The 19,999-nt window shown below is 62.1% G+C and carries 24 protein-coding genes; 21 read left to right on the top strand and 3 right to left on the bottom strand.

Annotated features, from left to right (window positions below):
- Positions 1–621: 621 nt before the first annotated feature.
- Positions 622–1,854 (bottom strand): multidrug effflux MFS transporter, encoded by a 1,233-nt coding sequence (locus G7047_RS17490; protein ID WP_166308173.1) that lies wholly within the window; start codon positions 1,852–1,854, stop codon positions 622–624.
- A 183-nt stretch (positions 1,855–2,037) separates the two neighbouring features.
- Positions 2,038–2,517, bottom strand: coding sequence for a copper chaperone PCu(A)C (locus tag G7047_RS17485; RefSeq protein WP_166308171.1), 480 nt, complete (start codon positions 2,515–2,517; stop codon positions 2,038–2,040).
- A 364-nt stretch (positions 2,518–2,881) separates the two neighbouring features.
- On the opposite strand from G7047_RS17485, the gene G7047_RS17480 reads away from it, so the two are divergent.
- From G7047_RS17480 to G7047_RS17470, 3 genes are all read left to right on the top strand, one after another.
- Positions 2,882–3,688 carry an amino acid ABC transporter substrate-binding protein gene (locus G7047_RS17480; protein WP_166308169.1) on the top strand — a complete coding sequence of 269 codons (807 nt, stop codon included), beginning with the start codon at positions 2,882–2,884 and terminating at the stop codon, positions 3,686–3,688.
- Between the two features lie 134 nt (positions 3,689–3,822).
- Positions 3,823–4,476 (top strand): amino acid ABC transporter permease, encoded by a 654-nt coding sequence (locus G7047_RS17475; RefSeq protein ID WP_166308167.1) that lies wholly within the window; start codon positions 3,823–3,825, stop codon positions 4,474–4,476.
- Positions 4,457–5,248, top strand: a complete 792-nt coding sequence (locus G7047_RS17470) for an amino acid ABC transporter ATP-binding protein (protein WP_305793613.1) — start codon at positions 4,457–4,459, stop codon at positions 5,246–5,248. Before G7047_RS17475 ends, G7047_RS17470 begins: the two co-directional genes overlap by 20 nt.
- Positions 5,249–5,312: 64 nt before the next feature.
- Here G7047_RS17470 and speD read toward each other — a convergent pair whose 3' ends face one another.
- Positions 5,313–5,711: an adenosylmethionine decarboxylase gene (speD, locus tag G7047_RS17465; protein WP_166308165.1), complete on the bottom strand. Its 399-nt coding sequence runs from the start codon at positions 5,709–5,711 to the stop codon at positions 5,313–5,315.
- A 266-nt stretch (positions 5,712–5,977) separates the two neighbouring features.
- On the opposite strand from speD, the gene G7047_RS17460 reads away from it, so the two are divergent.
- From G7047_RS17460 to hisH, 18 genes are all read left to right on the top strand, one after another.
- The gene (locus tag G7047_RS17460) at positions 5,978–6,820 is read left to right on the top strand and encodes an ABC transporter ATP-binding protein (protein WP_166308163.1); all 843 of its coding nucleotides are present in this window, start codon (positions 5,978–5,980) and stop codon (positions 6,818–6,820) included.
- Positions 6,817–7,599 (top strand): lipid asymmetry maintenance ABC transporter permease subunit MlaE, encoded by a 783-nt coding sequence (gene mlaE / locus G7047_RS17455; RefSeq protein WP_166308161.1) that lies wholly within the window; start codon positions 6,817–6,819, stop codon positions 7,597–7,599. The genes G7047_RS17460 and mlaE overlap by 4 nt, the downstream gene beginning before the upstream one ends.
- A gap of 59 nt (positions 7,600–7,658) precedes the next feature.
- The gene (mlaD, locus tag G7047_RS17450) at positions 7,659–8,147 is read left to right on the top strand and encodes an outer membrane lipid asymmetry maintenance protein MlaD (RefSeq protein WP_166308159.1); all 489 of its coding nucleotides are present in this window, start codon (positions 7,659–7,661) and stop codon (positions 8,145–8,147) included.
- A complete protein-coding gene (locus G7047_RS17445; protein ID WP_166308157.1) occupies positions 8,144–8,908 on the top strand; it encodes a VacJ family lipoprotein in 765 nt (254 codons plus the stop codon). The genes mlaD and G7047_RS17445 overlap by 4 nt, the downstream gene beginning before the upstream one ends.
- A 175-nt stretch (positions 8,909–9,083) precedes the next feature.
- On the top strand, positions 9,084–9,722 hold the full coding sequence (locus G7047_RS17440) for a phospholipid-binding protein MlaC (protein ID WP_166308155.1): 639 nt from the start codon (positions 9,084–9,086) through the stop codon (positions 9,720–9,722).
- Between the two features lie 48 nt (positions 9,723–9,770).
- The gene (locus G7047_RS17435; RefSeq protein WP_166312120.1) at positions 9,771–10,040 is read left to right on the top strand and encodes a lipid asymmetry maintenance protein MlaB; all 270 of its coding nucleotides are present in this window, start codon (positions 9,771–9,773) and stop codon (positions 10,038–10,040) included.
- A 91-nt stretch (positions 10,041–10,131) separates the two neighbouring features.
- On the top strand, positions 10,132–11,049 hold the full coding sequence (locus G7047_RS17430) for an ABC transporter ATP-binding protein (protein ID WP_166308153.1): 918 nt from the start codon (positions 10,132–10,134) through the stop codon (positions 11,047–11,049).
- The gene (locus tag G7047_RS17425) at positions 11,046–11,801 is read left to right on the top strand and encodes an ABC transporter permease (RefSeq protein WP_166308151.1); all 756 of its coding nucleotides are present in this window, start codon (positions 11,046–11,048) and stop codon (positions 11,799–11,801) included. Before G7047_RS17430 ends, G7047_RS17425 begins: the two co-directional genes overlap by 4 nt.
- Positions 11,802–11,852: 51 nt before the next feature.
- Positions 11,853–12,101, top strand: a complete 249-nt coding sequence (locus G7047_RS17420; protein ID WP_166308149.1) for a BolA family protein — start codon at positions 11,853–11,855, stop codon at positions 12,099–12,101.
- A gap of 80 nt (positions 12,102–12,181) precedes the next feature.
- Positions 12,182–13,483, top strand: coding sequence for a UDP-N-acetylglucosamine 1-carboxyvinyltransferase (gene murA / locus G7047_RS17415; protein ID WP_166308147.1), 1,302 nt, complete (start codon positions 12,182–12,184; stop codon positions 13,481–13,483).
- Positions 13,480–14,127 (top strand): ATP phosphoribosyltransferase, encoded by a 648-nt coding sequence (gene hisG, locus G7047_RS17410; protein ID WP_166308132.1) that lies wholly within the window; start codon positions 13,480–13,482, stop codon positions 14,125–14,127. The genes murA and hisG overlap by 4 nt, the downstream gene beginning before the upstream one ends.
- A 55-nt stretch (positions 14,128–14,182) precedes the next feature.
- A complete protein-coding gene (gene hisD, locus G7047_RS17405) occupies positions 14,183–15,505 on the top strand; it encodes a histidinol dehydrogenase (RefSeq protein WP_166308129.1) in 1,323 nt (440 codons plus the stop codon).
- 164 nt (positions 15,506–15,669) lie between these two features.
- Entirely contained in the window at positions 15,670–16,560 is an 891-nt protein-coding gene (locus G7047_RS17400) for a hypothetical protein (protein WP_205904648.1), read from the top strand.
- 113 nt (positions 16,561–16,673) lie between these two features.
- A complete protein-coding gene (locus G7047_RS17395) occupies positions 16,674–16,931 on the top strand; it encodes a DUF6364 family protein (protein ID WP_166308126.1) in 258 nt (85 codons plus the stop codon).
- The gene (locus G7047_RS17390; protein WP_166308123.1) at positions 16,928–17,368 is read left to right on the top strand and encodes a PIN domain-containing protein; all 441 of its coding nucleotides are present in this window, start codon (positions 16,928–16,930) and stop codon (positions 17,366–17,368) included. The genes G7047_RS17395 and G7047_RS17390 overlap by 4 nt, the downstream gene beginning before the upstream one ends.
- Before the next feature lie 109 nt (positions 17,369–17,477).
- The gene (gene hisC, locus G7047_RS17385; protein WP_166308120.1) at positions 17,478–18,599 is read left to right on the top strand and encodes a histidinol-phosphate transaminase; all 1,122 of its coding nucleotides are present in this window, start codon (positions 17,478–17,480) and stop codon (positions 18,597–18,599) included.
- Positions 18,596–19,231: an imidazoleglycerol-phosphate dehydratase HisB gene (hisB, locus tag G7047_RS17380; protein ID WP_166308117.1), complete on the top strand. Its 636-nt coding sequence runs from the start codon at positions 18,596–18,598 to the stop codon at positions 19,229–19,231. Before hisC ends, hisB begins: the two co-directional genes overlap by 4 nt.
- Before the next feature lie 43 nt (positions 19,232–19,274).
- Complete coding sequence (hisH, locus tag G7047_RS17375; protein WP_166308114.1) at positions 19,275–19,943, top strand: imidazole glycerol phosphate synthase subunit HisH; 669 nt, start codon at positions 19,275–19,277, stop codon at positions 19,941–19,943.
- Positions 19,944–19,999 lie beyond the last annotated feature (56 nt).

Raw genomic sequence — 19,999 nt, 5'->3', positions numbered from 1 at the left:
AATGGGACCCGGAGCGGATTGACTGCTCCGGGTTTTCTTTTTTGTGGTCGTGGTTGTTGTTATGGGTTTGGTTGAGGGTGGAGGCCGGGACTGCCCCCGGCGGGGCAATCACTTTTTGCTTGCGCGCAAAAAGTAATCAAAAACGCGCTTGGAAGTCATCCGGCAGAACTCGCTATGCGCTTCGCGCGCCGCTCGAACAACCGCCGGAAATCAGTTTTGATGAGGTATTGCGGCACATCGCTGCGCTCGTGCCGGGGGCGTTTGCGTGACTGCGTTGGGGCGCAAATGCCCACTGCGCTTTTGAGTGTGCAATGCTGAAACGACCGCTCGCAAATTACGCAGTTCTTGCACACCCACATCTCGCGAAATCGCGAGATGCTCGGCACAAGCGCAGCGATGTGTCGACTACACCTCTTATGAAAATTCTGACTCGCGGCGGTTGTCCGAGCGGCGCGCGAAGCGCATAGCGAGTTCTGCCGCGGGTATTGACAGCGCGTTTTGGGTTACCTTTTGCGCGCAAGCAAAAGGTGACTCCGCCGCCGGGCGGAACTCCCGGCCTCCCCTCTCCAACAAAGAACAGAAGCTAAAACGATAGCAGCCCAGCGGCCCCTTCACCCAGTGTCAATGCACGTGCGATGTCTTCCCCACTTCGGGCCAGCGATGGTGGAAGTAGATCCAGGCGATCAGTCCTACGCACATGAGTACGAGCGAGGTCGCAGCCAGCCCGATGGCGGAGTGCATGACCAGCGGGGCGAGGACGCCTGCGACCAGACCGTTCGCTGTGGAACCTACGAAGGCCTGCATTGACGAAGCCATACCCCGGCGCTGAGGGTAGAGGTCGAGCACCAGCAGGGTGACGACCGGGACCATCAACGCCCAGCCGAACGAGAAGATCGCCAGCGGGAACATGGCCCAGGAGGCGTGGGGTGGCAGGAGCAGGTTGAGCGCCAAATTCACGATGGCTACGGCGAACATGATCACGAAGCCATGGCGGATCTGGCGTTTGGGCGGGATGCGGCCGGCAAGGCGGCCGCTCAGCCAGGCTCCGCCCATGATTCCGGAGATGGTGAGCATGAAGAACCAGAAGTATTCCGTGGGGCCTAAGTGCAGGAGGTCGCCGAGGAATGCAGGGGCCGATAGCACGTAGAGGAACATGCCGTTGAATGGCACGCCGCTGGCCAGCGCCAGCAACAGGAAGCGGGGACTGGTGCCAAGCTCCCAGTAGCCGCGCATCAGATTCACGATGTCGAAGGGCTGGCGGTCTTTTTTTGGCAGGGATTCGGGCAGCAGGCGGTAGTTGGCGATCCACAGGAAAATGCCCACGCCGGTCAGGAACCAGAACACGCTGTGCCAGCCGAGATAAACCGAGAAGAAGCCGCCGACGATGGGTGCGATGGCGGGTGCGATGCCGAAGAAGATGGTCACCTGGCTCATCACGCGCTGGGCTTCGGCGGGCGGGAACAGGTCGCGGATGACGGCGCGCGAGACAACAATGCCTGCACCTGCGGACAGGCCCTGCAGGGCGCGGAAGGCGATGAGCTGGCCGATGGATTGTGAGAGCGCGCAGCCAGCCGACGCGATGGTGTAGACCACGATGCCCCAGAGCACCACGGGCCTGCGCCCGAAGCTGTCGGAGAGCGAGCCATGGAACAGCGTCATGAACGCGAATGCGAAGAGGTAGGCCGAAAGCGTCTGCTGCAGCTCCACGGGCGTCGCATTGAGCGAGCCTGCGATGGCGGGGAATGCGGGCAGATAGGTGTCAATGGAAAACGGCCCGAGCATGCCGAGCAGCGCGAGCAGGATGGCAAGTGCCCAGCGCGGGGAATTCCATTGTTTTTCGGCTTGTGGTGACATGGATTGTTGTTGTAGTTGTGGTCGAGCGGGAGTGGCTCTTGGGCCATGCGGCGGCGGTGGGCTTATGAGCCCAGAGAAAAACCGCCACCAGCTTCATTCAATCAGTCAATAAGATTGAATGAAAGCTGACGGCGGATTATCGAGCATGCGGCCCGTTCGTGCGTTGCGGCTGTCAGCGCCCGGTCAGTGCTTGTGCTGACCGTGATCCATCTTGGCCGGTGCTGCGGCGTTCAGCGCGCGCACCTGAGCGTGCACGTTGATGGTCGACTCCTTGCCCGCAGCGTCCTTGAACACCAGCGTGAGCGGCACGTGACTGCCAGCCGTCATGGCAGAGGGCAGGTCCATGAGCATCACATGGAAGGCGCCGGGCTTGAGCTCCAGAGCCTTGCCTGGCTGGATGGCGATGCCTGCATCGACCTTGCGCATCTTCATCACGTTGTCTTCCATCTTCATCTCGTGCACTTCGGACACGGGCGCCGCACTGGTGTGTACGCCGACAAGCGTGGTGGGCTCGGTGCTGGTGATGCGCATGAACGCTCCGGTGGATTTCTGCTGCGGCACGGTGGCGCGTACCCAGACGTCATCGATCTTGACTTCGGCGTGGCTGAGAGTGCTCGCGAGAGCGAGCGTCATGAGGGCAATGGTGGAGTGCAAGGTGCGCATGGTGAGATCGGGTGTTGCCGGTGGGGTGAGATGGCTCCATTGTCGGTGTGTGCCCGTGGTTTGCGTGCATTGCCTCGCGATGCGCAAGGATGTTGAGTGAACGCCCGGTCCGCTCAGGCCTTGTTCTGGTGCATGCTCATGTTTTGCTAGCGCATGGCGATGGGTTGATGGTGGTTTCCAAGGGCGTGAATGCGAGCGCCGCAGCAAATTGCCCGCGTAATTTGTGCGACTCCGCCCCCTCGTACTCAAGCTGGGCGAAAATAGAGGGTTTTCTTCCCTTTCGCAGGGATCGCTTGTGGACATGGCGTTTGTCATGGCTGCTGGGTCCTTTTGTTCTTTTCCTTCTTAACTTCTCAGCAAGACCATGAAAAAGATTGCCGCTGTTGCGCTCCTCGCTTTGGGTGCCGCTCTGGTTGGATGCAGCAAAAACGAAACTCCAGCGCCGTCGGCTGCACCCGCACCCGCACCGGCTCCTGCAGCGATTACCAAGATCGTCGTGGGTCTGGACGACAGCTTCCCGCCCATGGGGTTCCGTGACGAGAAGAACGAGCTCGTGGGCTTTGACATCGACATGGCCCGCGAAGCCGCCAAGCGCATGGGCGTCGAGGCTGAGTTCAAGCCGATCGACTGGAGCGCCAAGGAAGCGGAACTGTCCGGCAAGCGCGTGGACGCGCTGTGGAATGGCCTGACCATCACCGACGAGCGCAAGGAGAAGATCGGCTTCACCTCGCCGTACATGGAAAACCACCAGATCATCGTCGTGGCCGCAAAGTCCGCGATCAACAACAAGTCCGACATGTCCGGCAAGGTGGTGGGTGCGCAGGAAGGCTCTTCCGCTGTGGACGCCGTCAAGAAGGACGATGCCGTGTTCAAGTCGTTCAAGGAGTTCAAGACCTTCGGCGACAACGTGACCGCGCTGATGGACCTGTCCGCAGGCCGTCTGGAAGCCGTGGTGGTCGACGAAGTGGTGGGCCGTTACTACGTGGCCAAAAAGCCTGACGAGTACCGCGTGCTCGAAGAGAACTTCGGCACCGAAGACTACGGCGTGGGCGTTCGTAAGGACGACACCGCTCTGTTGGAAAAGCTGAACAAAGCCATGGGCGAGATGAAGACTGACGGCACTGCCGCCAAGATCGCCACCCAGTGGTTCGGCAAGGACATCATCAAGTAATCAGCCTCGTCTGCGCTTTTGTTCGTGACACCGCGACCCCTCGTCGCGGTGTTCTTGCGTAAAGCGATGCGCTACGTGCATCGCAGGCGATCCGGGCATCGGCCCGTCGCTCCCGGGGCTTTCAAGCTTTCCGTATGGACTATGTTCTCTCCCTTCTCGGACCACTTGCACAGGGCGCCACCGTCACCCTGAAGTTGTTCGTGATCACGCTGCTGCTGGCCGTCCCGCTGGGTCTGGTGCTGGCGCTCGCACGCGTGTCCCATTTCAAGCCGCTGTCGGCTTTCGTCAACGGCTACATCTGGCTCATGCGCGGCACACCGCTCATGCTGCAGATGCTGTTCATCTATTTCGCGCTGCCGTTCGTTCCGGTGATCGGCGTGCGCCTGCCGGACTTTCCGGCCGCGGTGCTGGCCTTCGCGCTGAACTACGCGGCCTATTTTGCGGAGATCTTCCGCGCCGGCATTCTGTCGGTCGATCGTGGCCAGTATGAGGCCGCCAAGGTGCTCGGCATGAGCTATCCGCAGACCATGCGCCGCATCGTGCTGCCGCAGATGGTGCGCAGCATCCTGCCGCCCATGAGCAACGAGACGATTACGCTGGTCAAAGACACCTCGCTGATCTACGTGCTGGCCCTGAACGATTTGCTGCGTGCTGCGCGCGGATTCGTGCAGCGCGACTTCACGACCACACCGTTCATCGTGGCCGCCGCCTTCTATCTGATCATGACGCTGGTGCTCACCTGGGGCTTCCAGCGCCTGGAAAAACGCTATGCCAAATTTGATGAGTAACGCGAACCTGCAGCCGACGATGATCGATGCACGCGACATCAAGAAGGCATTCGGCGCCACGCAGGTGCTGCGCGGTGTGTCGTTGACCATCTCGCGCGGCGAGGTGGTGGCGGTGATCGGCCCTTCGGGCTCGGGCAAGAGCACGTTTTTGCGCTGCCTGAATCACCTCGAGACCATCGACAGCGGCAGCGTGGTGGTCGAAGGCGCGACGCTGGCCTCGACCGACGCGAGCGGAAAGTGCACCTATGCGAGCGAGGGCGAAATGCGCCGCATCTGCAGCAAGATGGGCATGGTGTTCCAGCACTTCAATCTGTTCCCGCATTTGACGGTGCTCGAGAACATCATCGAAGCGCCGATGATCGTGCAGAAGGTCTCGCGTGACGAGGCGATTGCGCGTGCCGACAAGCTGCTCGCCAAGGTGGGCCTCTTGGCCAAGCGCGACAACTATCCGTCGCGCCTGTCAGGCGGCCAGAAGCAGCGCGTGGCGATTGCCCGTGCACTTGCGATGGAGCCCGACATCATGTTGTTCGACGAGCCGACCTCGGCGCTCGATCCCGAGCTGACCGGCGAGGTGCTCAAGACCATGCGCGAGCTGGCCGATGAGCGCATGACCATGTTGGTGGTCACGCACGAAATGGGCTTTGCGCGCGAGGTGGCCAACACTGTGGTGTTCATGGATCAGGGCGAATTGATCGAGGCGCGCCCGGCGCAGGAGTTCTTCGCCGATCCGCGCCATGAGCGCGCCAAAGCGTTCTTGCATCACATGCTGTAAGGCGAGTGGGCGGCATGCAACAAAGAAGCGCGGCACGGTCCGCGCTTTTTTCATTGGGCTTGATTCAGGCGCGTTCGATGCGCTGTTGATGGGTGCTGGCGGGCTTGAACGCGCCCCGTAGAGCGTCGAAGAGCTGTTGCGCCCTGGGGCGGTTGTCGCCCGAGTAGTTGCAGACGAACACATCGAGCGTCACATAATCTGACTCGGGCCATGTGTGGACCGAGAGATGCGACTCGGCGAGCACCACCACGCCGGTCACCCCGCCACCTGCGCCGAACGAGTGGAACAGGCTGCCCACTGTGGTGAGCCCGGCATCGGTCACGCGGGCAAGGCAGAAGGCTTCGAGAAACGCGGCGTCCAGCATCATCTGCGCACCGGCTTCGCAGCCATGCAGATCGCCGATCAAATGCAATCCACTGGCTTCGCGCGCAGCGGCGCGGGCGTTCTGTGGTTGCGTCGTCATGGCGTGCTGGTTTTCCTTTGGCCGCATAGGGTGTTGCATTTCAGTGGCCTGCGCCTCTGGGTCTCAGTATCGATCATCGGATCGTGCTCCGGCGGAAAACCTTGTCGGCCGGGGCTGGCAGGACTTTGTCAGGAGATCATGAGTATAGTCAAGCATTGTTTCGGCAACAGTGTGTTCAACACCCGGTGGATGCAGGAAACGGGTTTCCCCCTATGATGTAGGGTTGCTCCTCTCCGCTTGGGGATGGCATCCGATTGCTTTTACCAATGCCTGAAACCGTACCAACCGTCTCCAAACCGCTTGTCGAGCTGCGCAATGTCCACTTCGGGTATGGCGATCGCGCGATCCTGCGCGACGTCAGCCTGAGCGTGCCGCGCGGCAAGGTCACAGCGCTGATGGGTGCATCTGGCGGCGGCAAGACGACCGTGCTGCGCCTGATCGGCGGGCAGCATGTCGCCCAGGGCGGCGAAGTGTTGTTTGACGGCAAGAACGTCGGCGACATGGACATGAAGGCGCTGTACGGCGCGCGTCGCCGCATGGGCATGCTGTTCCAGTTCGGCGCGTTGTTCACCGACATGAGCGTCTATGAGAACGTGGCGTTTCCGCTGCGCGAACACACGGATCTGTCGGAAGAGCTGATCCGCGACATCGTGCTCATGAAGCTCAATGCCGTCGGTCTGCGCGGCGCGCGCGACCTCATGCCCAGCCAGATTTCCGGCGGCATGGCGCGGCGCGTGGCGCTGGCGCGGGCGATCGCGCTCGACCCCGAACTCATCATGTACGACGAGCCGTTCGCGGGGCTCGATCCGATTTCGCTCGGCACTTCGGCGCAGCTGATCCGTCAGCTCAACGATTCGATGGGGCTGACCACGATCATCGTGTCGCACGATCTGGAAGAAACCTTCCGATTGGCCGATCACGTGATCATTCTCGGCCCCGGCACGATTGCCGCACAGGGCTCGCCCGACGAGGTGCGCAAGAGCACCGATCCGCTGGTGCACCAGTTCGTCAACGCGCTGCCCACGGGGCCCGTGCCGTTTCACTATCCCGGCCCGAGCGTGGCGCAGGATTTTGGCCCAGTGGGCATGGCGTCGGGAGACAAGGCATGAGTTGGTGGCGTCCATCCGACGTGGGTTTTGCGGTACGCAGCAAACTGGCCGACATCGGTCAGGGTGCAAAGCTTTTCTGGCGTCTGGTCCAGCTTGGCAGCGAGGCCCTCAAGCGCCCCGGGCTGGTGCGTGATCAGGTGCATTTTCTCGGCAACTATTCGCTGTCGATCATCGCGATGTCGGGCCTGTTCGTCGGCTTCGTGCTGGCGCTACAGGGCTACAACATCCTGCAGCTCTACGGCTCGACCAATGCGCTGGGACTGGTCGTCACGCTTGGGCTGGTGCGCGAACTCGGCCCTGTGGTGACGGCGCTGCTGTTCGCGGGCCGCGCGGGCACCTCGCTCACGGCTGAGATCGGACTCATGCGGGCGGGCGAGCAGCTCTCGGCAATGGAGATGATGGCCGTCGATCCGGTGCGCCGCATTCTGGTGCCGCGCTTTTGGGGCGGCGTGATCGCCATGCCGCTGCTGGCGGCGGTGTTCAATGCCGTTGGCGTGATCGGCGGCTGGATGGTCGGCGTGCTCATGCTCGGCGTGGACTCCGGTGCCTTCTGGGGGGCAATGCAAAGCAGCGTCGATGTCTGGAAGGACGTGGGCAATGGCGTGGTCAAGAGTTTTGTCTTCGGCGTGGCCGTGACCTTTGTGGCAGTGCTGCAGGGTTATGTGGCCAAGCCTACGCCCGAAGGTGTTTCGCGTGCGACGACGCGCACGGTGGTGATCGCGTCGTTGTCGGTGCTGGGGCTGGACTTCCTGCTCACGGCGCTGATGTTCAGCATTTGATCAATTGAATTTGGAAGCGAAGAGACTGGTATCTCGGGATCTGGAGAAAGTAGCAAACCATGCAGCAATCCAAAAATGATGTCTGGGTCGGCCTGTTTGTGCTGTTGGGCGCGGCCGCACTCGTGTTTCTTGCACTGCAGTCGGCCAATCTGCTGAGCCTGAACTGGAAGTCGGGCTATGCGGTGACCGCGCGTTTCGACAACATCGGTGGCTTGAAGCCCCAGGCGGCGGTGCGCAGCGCCGGGGTCGTGGTCGGCCGCGTCAAGGGCATCGCGTTCAACGACGAGACCTTCCAGGCCAACGTGCATCTGGAACTCGACAAGCAGTACAAGTTTCCCAAGGACAGCTCGCTCAAGATCCTCACCAGCGGCCTGCTTGGTGATCAGTACATCGGAATCGAGGCGGGCGCTGACAGCGAGAATCTGGCGGAGGGTGACACAATCACCGCCACGCAGTCTGCGGTCGTTCTGGAAAACCTGATTGGCCAATTCCTCTACAACAAAGCTGAAGAAGGCGGCGGTTCGAGCGGTTCTGGCGGTAAAAAATGACAAAGCAAACAACCACGTACTCCAAACTCATCCTGCGCGGCAGCACTGCGGCGCTGGGACTTGCTTTGCTGGCCGGATGCGCGAGCCAATCCCGTATCACGCAGCAGGCGCATCCTGACGATCCCTACGAGTCGTTCAACCGGAGCATTTATTCGTTCAACGACGGGCTGGATCGTGCGGTGTTCAAGCCGGTGGCGACAGCCTATCAAGAGGTCACGCCCAAGCCGGTGCGCACGGGTGTCACCAACTTCTTCTCCAATCTGGGCGACGCGTGGTCGTTCGTGAACAACCTGCTCCAAGGGCGCGGCGCTGACGCACTCGACAGCATGGTGCGCTTCAATGTGAACACCGTGTTCGGTCTGGGCGGCATGCTCGACATCGCGAGCGAAATGCGCATCCAGCGCCACAAGCAGGACTTCGGCCTGACGCTCGGAAGCTGGGGCGTGAAGACTGGCCCGTATCTGGTTCTACCCTTTCTCGGCCCCTCGACCATTCGGGACACGGTGGCGCTGCCGGTGGATTGGAAGGGCAGCCTGATCGGCCAAATCAATGACATTCCTGTGCGCAATTCGTTGACTGGCCTTGGCCTCGTCGACAAACGCGCCTCGCTGCTGAACGCAGGCGAGGTGCTCGACGCCGCCGCGCTGGACCCGTATTCCTTCACTCGCGACGTCTACCTGCAGGTGCGCAGTCAGCGCATCGTCCCTCGCAAGGGGCAGGTCGAAGATGAGGACGCTGGCAAGCTGCCAGAGGAATATTGAGGTCTCCTCTGCATAGATCTTTGAGCAATTGCGCCACAGGTTGCAATTGCTTTCATCCCGGTACCTCCGGGACGTAACAAACTCGGGCACTGTGCTGAAAATGAGCGCGCATGTTGCCAAGCACATACATTCAAGTCTGTATGTGATGACAATGAATCAAGAAGGACATTCCAAGATGTTGAATCGACGCATTTTTTCGCAATCCGCAGCCGCAGTGGCATCCCTGATGCTGCTGTCCGTTCCTGTGGCCGCTCTGGCTGCTGACGAGGCCCCGGATGCCATGATCAAGCGCCTGTCCAACGAGGTGCTGGAGACCATCCGCAACGACACATCCATCAAGGCTGGCGAAGTGGACAAGATCATGGTGCTGGTGGATCGTCTGCTCATGCCGCACGTGAACTTCCGCCGCATGACGGCTGCCGCCGTCGGCCCGGGCTGGCGCAAGGCGACGCCCGAGCAGCAAAAGCGTCTGCAGGATGAATTCAAGGTGTTGTTGGTGCGCACTTATTCCGGTGCCTTGAGTCAGGTGACCAACCAGACCGTCGAGGTCAAGCCATTGCGCGCAGCCGCTGGCGACAAGGACGTACTGGTGAAGACTGAGGTGCGCGGCAAGGGTGATCCAGTGCAGGTCGACTATCGTCTCGAGAAGGACGGCTCGGACTGGAAGATCTACAACTTGAACGTGCTTGGCGTCTGGATCGTGGATACCTACCGCACGCAGTTCGGCCAGGAGGTCAATGCCAAGGGCATCGACGGCCTGATCGACTCGCTCGTGGCCCGCAACAAGGCCAACGCTGCCGGCAACGGCAAGTAAATCCGTCAGAAAATTCACACTATGAATGCGACTGTCGCTGCTCCCAGCATGCTGGTGCTTCCGCCCGAGCTCACGCATGCGCAGGCCACTGCCAGCCTGCGCATGCTCATGCAGGCCATGAAGGCCCACAAGGAAAAGCATCTGGTCGTGGATGCCAGCGCGCTCAAGGTGTTCGATTCTTCGGCCCTCGCTGTCTTGCTTGAATGCCGCCGCACTGCGCTGGAATTCGGCAAGACCTTTGCCATCAAGGCCTTGCCCACGTCGCTGGGCAGTCTGGCCGGGCTGTATGGCGTGCAGGAACTGCTCTCGGCGGAATGACCGAGGTCAGAGCTGAGGGTTGGGGCGCGCGGGCGCTCGCAAAACCCTCTCCTGCCGCAATGGGCCTTCCCGTTCTAAAATGGAAGGCTTCATGCCAGCCGTATCCTTTCAGTCTGTCTCCAAGACCTTCAATACCGCCAAAGGGCCTTTTCAGGCGCTGAATAACGTCAGCCTCGACATTGGCGAGGGCGAGTTCTTCGGCCTGCTCGGCCCCAATGGTGCGGGCAAGACCACCCTCATCAGTATCCTTGCCGGTCTGGCGCGCGCCTCGGGCGGCAGCGTCAAGGTCATGGGGCACGATGTGCAGAGCGACTATGCCGCCGCACGCCGCAGCCTCGGCGTGGTTCCACAGGAGCTAGTGTTCGATCCTTTTTTCACCGTGCGCGAGACGCTGCGCATCCAGTCCGGCTATTTCGGCGTCAAGAACAACGATGCCTGGATCGACGAGCTGCTGGAGAGCCTTGGCCTTACTGACAAGGCGCACAGTAACATGCGCCAGCTTTCGGGCGGCATGAAGCGCCGTGTACTGGTCGCGCAGGCGCTGGTACACAAGCCGCCGATCATCGTGCTCGACGAGCCGACCGCAGGCGTGGACGTGGAGCTGCGCCAGACGCTCTGGCACTTCATCGCGCGACTGAATCGCGAAGGCCACACCGTCCTGCTGACCACTCACTATCTCGAAGAAGCCGAAGCGCTTTGCAGTCGCGTGGCGATGCTCAAGCACGGCAACATCGTCAAACTCTCCAGCATGTCCGACCTGCTCAAGTCCGCATCGGCCAACGTGCTGCAGTTCAAGACCGACAGCGCGCTGCCTGCGTCCATCGCGGCGCGCGCGCGCGTCACCGGCCGCATTGTGCAGATTCCCGCGCAGGATGCGGGTGATGTCGAACAGTTGCTCGTGGGGCTGCGTGAAGGCGGCGTGGTGCTGGAAGATGTGGAAATCCGCCGCGCCGATCTCGAAGACGTCTTCATCCATGTGATGAACGAACAGCAAGGCGGTGCCGCATGACCGGATGGCAAACCCTGCTCAAGAAGGAAGTGCTGCGCTTTTGGAAGGTGGCCTTCCAGACCGTGGCCGCGCCGGTGCTCACGGCGGTGCTGTATCTGCTGGTTTTCGGCCATGTGCTCGAAGGCCGCGTGCTGGTCTATGACCGCATCACCTATACAGCGTTCATCATCCCCGGTCTGGTGATGATGAGCATTCTGCAGAACGCCTTCGCCAACAGCTCGTCGAGTCTGGTGCAGAGCAAGATCATGGGCTCGATGGTGTTTGTGCTGCTCACACCGTTGTCGCACTGGGCTTGGTTCAGTGCCTATGTGGGCGCTGCCGTGCTGCGCGGGCTGCTGGTGGGCGTGGGTGTGTTCATCATCACGCTGTTCTTTGCAGTGCCGGACTTCTCCGCACCGCTGTGGATCATCGTGTTCGCGCTGCTCGGCGCGGCCATCATGGGCACGCTGGGCGTGATCGCAGGCTTGTGGGCTGACAAATTCGACCAGATGGCGGCCTTTCAGAACTTTCTGATCATGCCGCTGACCTTCCTTTCGGGCGTGTTCTATTCCATCCATTCGCTGCCGGACTTCTGGCAGAAGGTCAGCCACCTGAACCCGTTTTTCTACATGATCGACGGCTTCCGCTACGGCTTCTTCGGGCAGAGCGATGTCTCGCCCTGGACCAGCTTGGCCATCGTCGGTGGCGCATGGCTGCTGATCAGCGCGCTGGCCGTGCATCTGCTGCGCATCGGCTACAAGATCCGCAACTGAGCCCGGCCTGTTGCCGCTGTGCCCCTTCATTTCATTTCAACATTTCCCACCATGACCGCAGACCAACTCAAGGATCTCATCAGCGCCGGCCTGCCTTGCGAGCACATCACCCTCGAGGGTGATGGCCGCCATTGGTACGCCACCATCGTGTCCGCAGAGTTCGAGGGCAAGCGCCTCATCCAGCGCCACCAGCGTGTCTACGCGACGCTCGGTGACCGCATGAAGACCGACGAAGTGCATGCGCTGTCGATGAAGACCTTCACTCCGGGCGAGTGGACCGTGCAGGGCGAACAAGCCTGATCGACCTTTGTCAGAGTGAGCCCGAGTTAGCCAGAGATTTGTGATTGCCTGAAGTTCAAAATTCCCAACAAGCCACTTCCATGGACAAGCTGCTGATCCGCGGTGGCCGCCAACTGCATGGCGAGGTGCCGGTTTCCGGCGCCAAGAACGCCGCGTTGCCCGAACTGTGCGCCGCACTGCTCACGGACCAGCCCGTGGTGCTGCGCAATGTGCCGCATCTGCAGGACGTGGCGACCATGCTCAAGCTGATCCGCAACATGGGCGTGTCGATCACGCGCGACGCGGCAGACGACGGCACCGTGCGCATCAACGCGGGCGTGCTGCATCTGCCCGAGGCTCCGTACGAGCTGGTCAAAACCATGCGCGCTTCGGTGCTGGCGCTTGGGCCCCTGCTCGCGCGCTTTGGTCGCGCAAAGGTGTCGCTGCCCGGCGGCTGCGCCATCGGCTCGCGTCCTGTGGATCAGCACATCAAGGGTCTGAAGGCGATGGGTGCTGAGATCGTGGTCGAGCACGGCTACATGATTGCCACACTGCCCGAAGGACGCACGCGCCTGAAAGGCGGGCGCATCACCACCGACATGGTCACAGTGACCGGCACCGAAAACCTGCTGATGGCTGCCACGCTGGCCGAGGGTGAGACCGTTCTCGAGAATGCCGCGCAAGAGCCCGAGATCGTCGATCTGGCCGAAATGCTCATCAAGATGGGCGCGAAGATCGAAGGCCATGGCACGGCCTGCATCCGCGTTCAGGGCGTAAGTCGACTGCACGGCTGCGAGCACGCCGTGGTGGCGGATCGCATCGAGGCGGGCACGTTTCTCTGCGCCGTTGCAGCGACAGGGGGTGATGCGTTCGTGCGCCATGCCCGCGAGGAGCATCTCGGCGCGGTCATCGGCAAGTTGCGCGATGCGGGCGTGGAAATCGAGGCGCGCGGCGACGGCATTCAGGTGACCAGCCCGGGCGCGGCCAATTTGACCGCGCAGAGCTTTCGCACCACCGAATATCCCGGTTTTCCGACCGATATGCAGGCGCAGTTCATGGCGTTCAACGTCGTGGCGCAAGGGCAGTCGACGGTGGCGGAGACCATTTTTGAAAACCGCTTCATGCATGTGAGCGAGTTGCTGCGTCTCGGTGCGAAAATCCGCACCACGGACGCACGCGAGGCCGTGATCGAAGGCTTGGGCAAGAATGGCGCCACCACCGAACACCTCTTGGGTGCGACCGTGATGGCAACGGACCTGCGCGCTTCGGCCAGCCTCGTGATCGCGGGTTTGGTAGCTAACGGCGAGACGCTGGTCGATCGCATTTATCACCTTGATCGCGGCTACGATTGCATGGAAGGCAAACTGCGAGGCCTGGGTGCCGACGTGGAAAGAATCCAATGACGATGATTACTCTGGCTCTCTCCAAGGGCCGCATTTTTGACGAAACCATGCCTTTGTTGGCCGCTGCCGGCATCAAGGTGCTGGAAGATCCGGAGACCTCGCGCAAGCTGATTCTCCCGACCAACCAGCCCCATGTGCGCGTGGTCATGGTGCGCGCCACCGACGTGCCGACTTACGTGCAGTACGGCGGTGCCGACATCGGCGTGACCGGCAAGGACACGTTGATCGAGCACGGCGGTCAGGGCCTGTTCCGTCCACTCGATCTGAACATCGCCAAGTGCCGCGTGAGCGTGGCCGTGCGCAATGATTTCGACTACAAGCATGCGGTCACGCAGGGCTCGCGGCTCAAGGTCGCGACCAAGTACACGCTCATCGCTCGCGAGTTCTTCGCGACCAAGGGCGTGCACGTGGACCTGATCAAGCTCTACGGCAGCATGGAACTCGCGCCGCTGACCGGCATGGCCGACGCCATCGTCGATCTGGTCTCCACCGGCAACACGCTCAAGGCGAACAATCTGGTGGAAGTCGAGCGCATCATGGACATCAGCTCGCATCTGGTGGTGAACCAGGCCGCGCTCAAGCTCAAGCAAGAGCCGCTGCGCCACATCATCGACGCGTTCGCGTCCGCCATCCGCAAGGATTGATTGAATCCACAATACCGCTCCGCTTCGTTCGTTCTCCACTAGAAAGTTGTTCGCCATGTCCTCGCAAGCTGCCCCTCTGCGTCTGTCCACCGCTTCGACCACGTTCGAAGCCGACTTCGCGGCACGGCTGCATTGGTCGGCGGACACTGATGCCGAGATCGAGCAGCGTGTCGCAGACATCCTTGCCGACGTGCAAAAGCGTGGTGACGTGGCGGTGCTCGAATACACGGCGCGCTTCGATGGGCTGAGTGTCGAGAGCATGTCGGCGCTCGAACTCAAGCAGGACGAACTCAAGGCCGCCTTCGATGGCCTGAACGATGCGCAAAAGCACGCGCTCACGGCGGCGGCCAAGCGCGTTCGCACCTACCACGAAGCGCAGAAGAAGGCCAACGGCGAGAGCTGGAGTTACCGCGACGAAGATGGCACGCTGCTCGGCCAGAAGGTCACGCCGCTCGACCGTGTGGGCATCTACGTTCCCGGCGGCAAGGCGGCTTATCCGTCGAGCGTGTTGATGAACGCGATTCCCGCGCAGGTCGCGGGGGTGCAGGACATCATCATGGTCGTGCCCACGCCGCGTGGCGAAAAGAACGCGCTGGTGCTGGCCGCCGCTTATGTGGCCGGCGTGCACCGCGCCTTCACCGTCGGCGGTGCGCAGGCCGTGGCCGCGCTGGCCTACGGCACGGCGACGATCCCCAAGGTCGACAAGATCACAGGCCCCGGCAACGCCTATGTGGCAAGCGCCAAGAAGCGCGTGTTCGGCATGGTCGGCATCGACATGATCGCCGGTCCTTCCGAAATCCTCGTGCTCGCCGATGGCACGACGCCGCCCGAATGGGTGGCGATGGATCTGTTCAGCCAGGCCGAACACGATGAGCTCGCGCAGTCCATCCTGCTGAGTCCCGATGCGGCCTATATCGACGCCGTGCAGCGCGAAATCGACCGCCTGCTGCCCGAGATGCCGCGCCAGGAGATCATCGCCAAGAGCCTGAATGGCCGTGGTGCGCTGATTCTCACCAAGGACATGGAAGAGGCCTGCGCGATCAGCAACCGCATCGCGCCGGAACACCTGGAAGTCTCGAGCCGCGACCCGCACCAATGGGAGCCGTTGCTCAGGCACGCGGGCGCGATCTTCCTTGGTGCCTACACCAGCGAAAGCCTCGGCGACTACTGCGCTGGCCCCAATCACGTGCTGCCGACCAGCGGCACGGCACGCTTCTCCTCGCCGCTGGGGGTCTACGATTTCCAGAAACGCTCCAGCCTGATCGAGGTGAGCGAGGCCGGTGCACAGGTGCTCGGCAAGATCGCGGCTGAACTGGCTTACGGCGAAGGCCTGCAGGGCCACGCCCGCGCGGCGGAGATGCGCCTCAAGGCCAAGTGATCCGGACAAAGGCTGTCGCCGAGCGATGGCAGTCTTTGTCTGGCAATCGAAAGAAGCTTTTCCATATGTTGCGCCAACGAGCGCGGCCTGATTTTCCCGTGGACACTGCCTCGCGAAGCCTGCCGGCTTCACGACGCACAACACCAACACATGGGAAACGGCAAATGAATCTCCACACACGGAAAGCCATCGCGAGCCTCCTTGGTTCATCGTGGAGGCGCGACGCGCTCAGGCGCTGGCTGCTGGGCCTCGGGCTGGGTACCGGTGTGCTGCTCGTGGGTTGCTCCATGCCGCCGCAGAACAGGGACTCCATGGCTGACGAGGCGCGCGCGCCCGCACCCATGTCTAGCCCTGCATCCGTGGCGCCGTCGCCGCAAGCCAACTCCACGCTTGGCACCCAATGGGGTGAGGGTCGCACCTCGCGCGTGGTCAATGTGGATGCCACTCGCATCACGCCCGACCGTCCACAGGCCCTGCGCTCCATGCGCTACACCGACGAGGCCAGCGTTCTCGGTGCGCTGGGCGCCAACGCGGACAGCCAGCGCAGCGTGCTGCTCGACGACGGCAAGATCGAATGGTCGGTGCTCGACGGCAGCGGGCGTCCGCTGCCGATCTACACCACGCGCGGCGGTGACGACTACCGGGTCGCAGGTCGCCATGGCGAGCGCTACGAGCTGGTCTATGTGAATCGCAGCCAGCGCAACTACGAACTGGTGGCGACGGTCGATGGGCTCGACGTGCTCTCGGGCCAGCCGGGCAGCACCAGCGCAGGCGGCTATCTACTGCGTGCCGGGGAGCGGCTGCGCATCGAGGGCTTCCGCAAGAGCAACGAGGAGGTCGCGACCTTCCGCTTTTCCACCAAGGACAACGCTTACGCGAGCAACACGCCCGCAGGCAACCCGCGCAACATCGGCGTGATCGGCACGGCGCTGTTCGAGGTGCGGATCGCCGATGCCAGGCCCGCTCAGCCGGTGACCCGCCCCGCGCCACGCGGCGGTCCGGATGCCTTCCCGGCTGATCAGGGCCGCTACGCGCAGCCGCCGCAGTACCGCTGAGTGCGTTTGTCGATGGAATGAGCCGAATCCGCCCAGGGGCCGATTCGGCTTTTTATACTCGGATCAAATCACACGAATTTCGTGTTACACGAATTTCGTGTAAACTGGTCTCCGTGAAAAATCTCACCATCACTGTGGAAGACGACGTGCTCGAATGGGCCCGCATCGAGGCTGCACGCCGTGGCACCAGCGTGTCGCGCATGGTGGGAGACTTCATGGCCGAAATGCAGCGCCGCGAGGACGCCTACGAGCGCGCCTATCTCGCATGGCGCACGGATGAGCGCAGCTGGCATGCCTCCGCCGATGCGGTGGGCTCCGCCCGCACACCTGATCTGGAACGCACGCCCGCATCGAAGGACGTCGAATCATGAACCCGGTGTTCGTCGATACCTCCGTGCTGATCGCCGCCGAGGATGTGGGGCAGGCCGAACTGTACGCCGCCACGCTCGCTTGGCTCAATGCGCTCTGGAAGACGCGCAGCGGCCGCACCGGCAGCCAGGCGTTGTGCGAGTTCTACGATCAGGTCACTTCTGCGTCCGAGCCACTGTCCCAAGGCGACGCGCGCGCCGCGATTCGCCGCTATCAGACCTGGAATCCCTGGAAGACCGACGCCGCCACACTCGAGACCGCGTGGGCCGTGCAGGCGCGGCATCAATTGGCATTTGGCGACTGCCTTGCGGTCGCCTGTGCGCAGCACAGCGGCTGCGATCAGATGCTGACTTTGCATCTGCCGCATGGTACGCAGTTCGGCGGCGTGACCATGGTGCATCCGCAGCATGCAACGGCGCCGGGCGACGCAGCGGGCTGAACGAAGAACGCGCTCTCATCGACCTTCCGCCGCAGGTTTCCTTTCTTTTTCTTGCTTTTCACTCCCTCCATTCGCCTTCACGACGACGAACCAGACGAAGAATCTCATCATGACCACCTTGTCCGCACCCCAATCCAAAGCACTTGATCGCATCCGTCCTGACGTGCGCGCCATGCACGCATACAAGGTGCAGGCTTCGGTGGGCTACCTCAAGATGGATGCGATGGAGAACCCGTTCAGCCTGCCCGCGCATCTGCAGGCCGAGCTTGGCAAGCGCCTCGGCGCGCAGGAACTCAACCGCTATCCCGGTGCGCGCCAGAACGACCTCAAGGCTGCGCTTGCGAAATACGCCGATGCGCCCGAGGGCAGCGAGATTCTGCTCGGCAATGGCTCGGACGAGATCATCAACCTGATGGCGCTGGCCTGTGCCCAGCCGCACGCGGGCGGCCGCGCCAAGCTGCTCGCGCCGATGCCGGGCTTCGTGATGTACCCGATGAGTGCGCAGTTGCAGGGGCTTGACTTCGTGAACGTGTCGCTGAACGCCGACTTCGAGCTCGACGTGCCCGCGATGCTGGCCGCGATTGCCGAGCACCAACCGGCGATTACCTATCTGGCCTACCCGAACAACCCGACCGCGACGCTGTGGAGCGAGGAGTCGGTGCAGGCTGTCGTTGACGCCGTAGGTGAACAGGGCGGTTTCGTGGTGATGGACGAGGCCTACCAGCCGTTTGCAAGCCGCAGTTGGCTCTCGCGCATGAAGGCCGAGCCCGAGCGCAACGGCCATGTGCTGCTGATGCGCACGCTCAGCAAATTCGGCCTTGCCGGTGTGCGTCTGGGCTACCTCATCGGCCCCGAGGCCATCGTCAGCGAGATCGACAAGGTGCGCCCGCCCTACAACGTGAGCGTGCTCAACTGCGAGGCCGCGATCTTCGCGCTCGAACATGCCGAGGTGTTCGCCGCGCAGGCCCTTGAAATCCGCACCGAACGAGCCAAGCTGATTGCCGATCTGCAGGCGATTTCCGGTATTGAAAAGGTGTGGGACAGCGAGGCCAACATGGTGCTGATCCGCGTTCCGGATGCCGCAAAGACCTACGATGGCATGAAGGCACGAAAAGTGCTGATCAAAAACGTTTCTACAATGCACCCATTGCTGGCCAACTGCCTGCGTCTGACTGTCGGAAATGCCTCCGACAACGCCCAGATGCTCGCCGCGCTCCAGGCTTCCCTATGACATCATCTCTTGTACCCTCCACACCTGCGGTCGATGCCAATGCCGACCGCGTCGCTGAAGTCTCCCGCAACACGGCGGAAACCCGCATCAAGGTGCGTGTGAACCTCGATGGCACGGGCGCATCACGCATCGCCACGGGCATCGGTTTCTTCGACCACATGCTCGAGCAGATCGCGCGCCACGGCCTGATCGACCTGCAGATCGACTGTGACGGCGACCTGCACATCGACGGCCACCACACGGTGGAAGACGTGGGCATTACCATCGGTCAGGCGTTCGCGCGCGCGGTGGGCGACAAGAAGGGCATCCGCCGCTACGGCCACGCTTACGTGCCGCTCGATGAAGCGCTGTCCCGCGTGGTGGTGGACTTTTCGGGACGCCCCGGCCTGCACCTGCACATTCCGTTTACGGCCGGCAGCATCGGCGGCTTTGACACCCAGCTCACCTACGAGTTCTTCCAGGGCTTCGTGAACCATGCGGGCGTGACGCTGCACATCGACAACATCAAGGGCATCAACGCCCACCACCAGTGCGAGACCGTGTTCAAGGCCTTTGCCCGCGCGTTGCGTGATGCGCTCGAGCGCGATCCGCGCTCCGCTGGCATGATTCCGTCCACCAAGGGCTCCTTGTAATCCTGCCGAATGAATCCGCCGAATCCATGGGTGCCAAGCAACTATGAGCAGTGAATCTAAAACCGTCGCGGTCGTGGACTACGGCATGGGCAATCTGCGCTCTGTGTCGCAAGCCGTGCTGGCCGCAGCCGACGGCAGTGGTTGGACCGTTGTCGTCACCTCCAACCCTGAGCAGGTGCGCGCCGCCGAGCGCGTGGTGCTGCCGGGGCAGGGCGCCATGCGCGACTGCATGCGCGAGCTGCGCGAATCCGGTCTGCAGGACAGCGTGCTGGAAGCCGCAGCGAACAAGCCGCTTTTCGGTGTGTGCGTCGGCATGCAGATGCTGCTGGACCACAGCACCGAGGGCGACACGCCCGGTCTCGGCTTAATCCCCGGCAACGTGGTCAAGTTTGATCTCGAAGGCCGCAAACAGGCCGACGGCAGCCGTTTCAAGGTCCCGCAGATGGGCTGGAACCGCGTGCGCCAAGTGCCGCATGGCGGTGCAGTTCACCCGCTGTGGCACGGCATTCCGGACGACAGCTTCTATTATTTCGTGCACAGCTTCTATGCCAAGCCTGACCGTACCGACCATGTCGCCGGTGAAGCCGATTACGGTGCGTACTTTGCATCGGCCATCGCACGCGATAATATTTTCGCCACGCAATTCCATCCGGAAAAAAGCTCCGAGCATGGTTTGGCGTTGTTTCGCAATTTCCTTCACTGGAAGCCCTGATTCATCCACCTTGGTTGGGCCGACCTTCCATTTTTTGATTCGCCCCTCTCCCGTTT

It is taken from the genome of Diaphorobacter sp. HDW4A, assembly GCF_011305995.1.
Classification (GTDB): Bacteria; Pseudomonadota; Gammaproteobacteria; order Burkholderiales; family Burkholderiaceae_C; genus Diaphorobacter_A.
This window is presented reverse-complemented; position numbering and strand designations above follow the sequence as displayed.

Coding starts and splice junctions, on each gene's coding strand:
- G7047_RS17490 (WP_166308173.1), bottom strand. CDS start 1,854: ATGTCACCACAAGCCGAAAAACAATGGAATTCCCCGCGCTGGGCACTT.
- G7047_RS17485 (WP_166308171.1), bottom strand. CDS start 2,517: ATGCGCACCTTGCACTCCACCATTGCCCTCATGACGCTCGCTCTCGCG.
- G7047_RS17480 (WP_166308169.1), top strand. CDS start 2,882: ATGAAAAAGATTGCCGCTGTTGCGCTCCTCGCTTTGGGTGCCGCTCTG.
- G7047_RS17475 (WP_166308167.1), top strand. CDS start 3,823: ATGGACTATGTTCTCTCCCTTCTCGGACCACTTGCACAGGGCGCCACC.
- G7047_RS17470 (WP_305793613.1), top strand. CDS start 4,457: ATGCCAAATTTGATGAGTAACGCGAACCTGCAGCCGACGATGATCGAT.
- speD (WP_166308165.1), bottom strand. CDS start 5,711: ATGACGACGCAACCACAGAACGCCCGCGCCGCTGCGCGCGAAGCCAGT.
- G7047_RS17460 (WP_166308163.1), top strand. CDS start 5,978: ATGCCTGAAACCGTACCAACCGTCTCCAAACCGCTTGTCGAGCTGCGC.
- mlaE (WP_166308161.1), top strand. CDS start 6,817: ATGAGTTGGTGGCGTCCATCCGACGTGGGTTTTGCGGTACGCAGCAAA.
- mlaD (WP_166308159.1), top strand. CDS start 7,659: ATGCAGCAATCCAAAAATGATGTCTGGGTCGGCCTGTTTGTGCTGTTG.
- G7047_RS17445 (WP_166308157.1), top strand. CDS start 8,144: ATGACAAAGCAAACAACCACGTACTCCAAACTCATCCTGCGCGGCAGC.
- G7047_RS17440 (WP_166308155.1), top strand. CDS start 9,084: ATGTTGAATCGACGCATTTTTTCGCAATCCGCAGCCGCAGTGGCATCC.
- G7047_RS17435 (WP_166312120.1), top strand. CDS start 9,771: ATGCTGGTGCTTCCGCCCGAGCTCACGCATGCGCAGGCCACTGCCAGC.
- G7047_RS17430 (WP_166308153.1), top strand. CDS start 10,132: ATGCCAGCCGTATCCTTTCAGTCTGTCTCCAAGACCTTCAATACCGCC.
- G7047_RS17425 (WP_166308151.1), top strand. CDS start 11,046: ATGACCGGATGGCAAACCCTGCTCAAGAAGGAAGTGCTGCGCTTTTGG.
- G7047_RS17420 (WP_166308149.1), top strand. CDS start 11,853: ATGACCGCAGACCAACTCAAGGATCTCATCAGCGCCGGCCTGCCTTGC.
- murA (WP_166308147.1), top strand. CDS start 12,182: ATGGACAAGCTGCTGATCCGCGGTGGCCGCCAACTGCATGGCGAGGTG.
- hisG (WP_166308132.1), top strand. CDS start 13,480: ATGACGATGATTACTCTGGCTCTCTCCAAGGGCCGCATTTTTGACGAA.
- hisD (WP_166308129.1), top strand. CDS start 14,183: ATGTCCTCGCAAGCTGCCCCTCTGCGTCTGTCCACCGCTTCGACCACG.
- G7047_RS17400 (WP_205904648.1), top strand. CDS start 15,670: ATGAATCTCCACACACGGAAAGCCATCGCGAGCCTCCTTGGTTCATCG.
- G7047_RS17390 (WP_166308123.1), top strand. CDS start 16,928: ATGAACCCGGTGTTCGTCGATACCTCCGTGCTGATCGCCGCCGAGGAT.
- hisC (WP_166308120.1), top strand. CDS start 17,478: ATGACCACCTTGTCCGCACCCCAATCCAAAGCACTTGATCGCATCCGT.
- hisB (WP_166308117.1), top strand. CDS start 18,596: ATGACATCATCTCTTGTACCCTCCACACCTGCGGTCGATGCCAATGCC.
- hisH (WP_166308114.1), top strand. CDS start 19,275: ATGAGCAGTGAATCTAAAACCGTCGCGGTCGTGGACTACGGCATGGGC.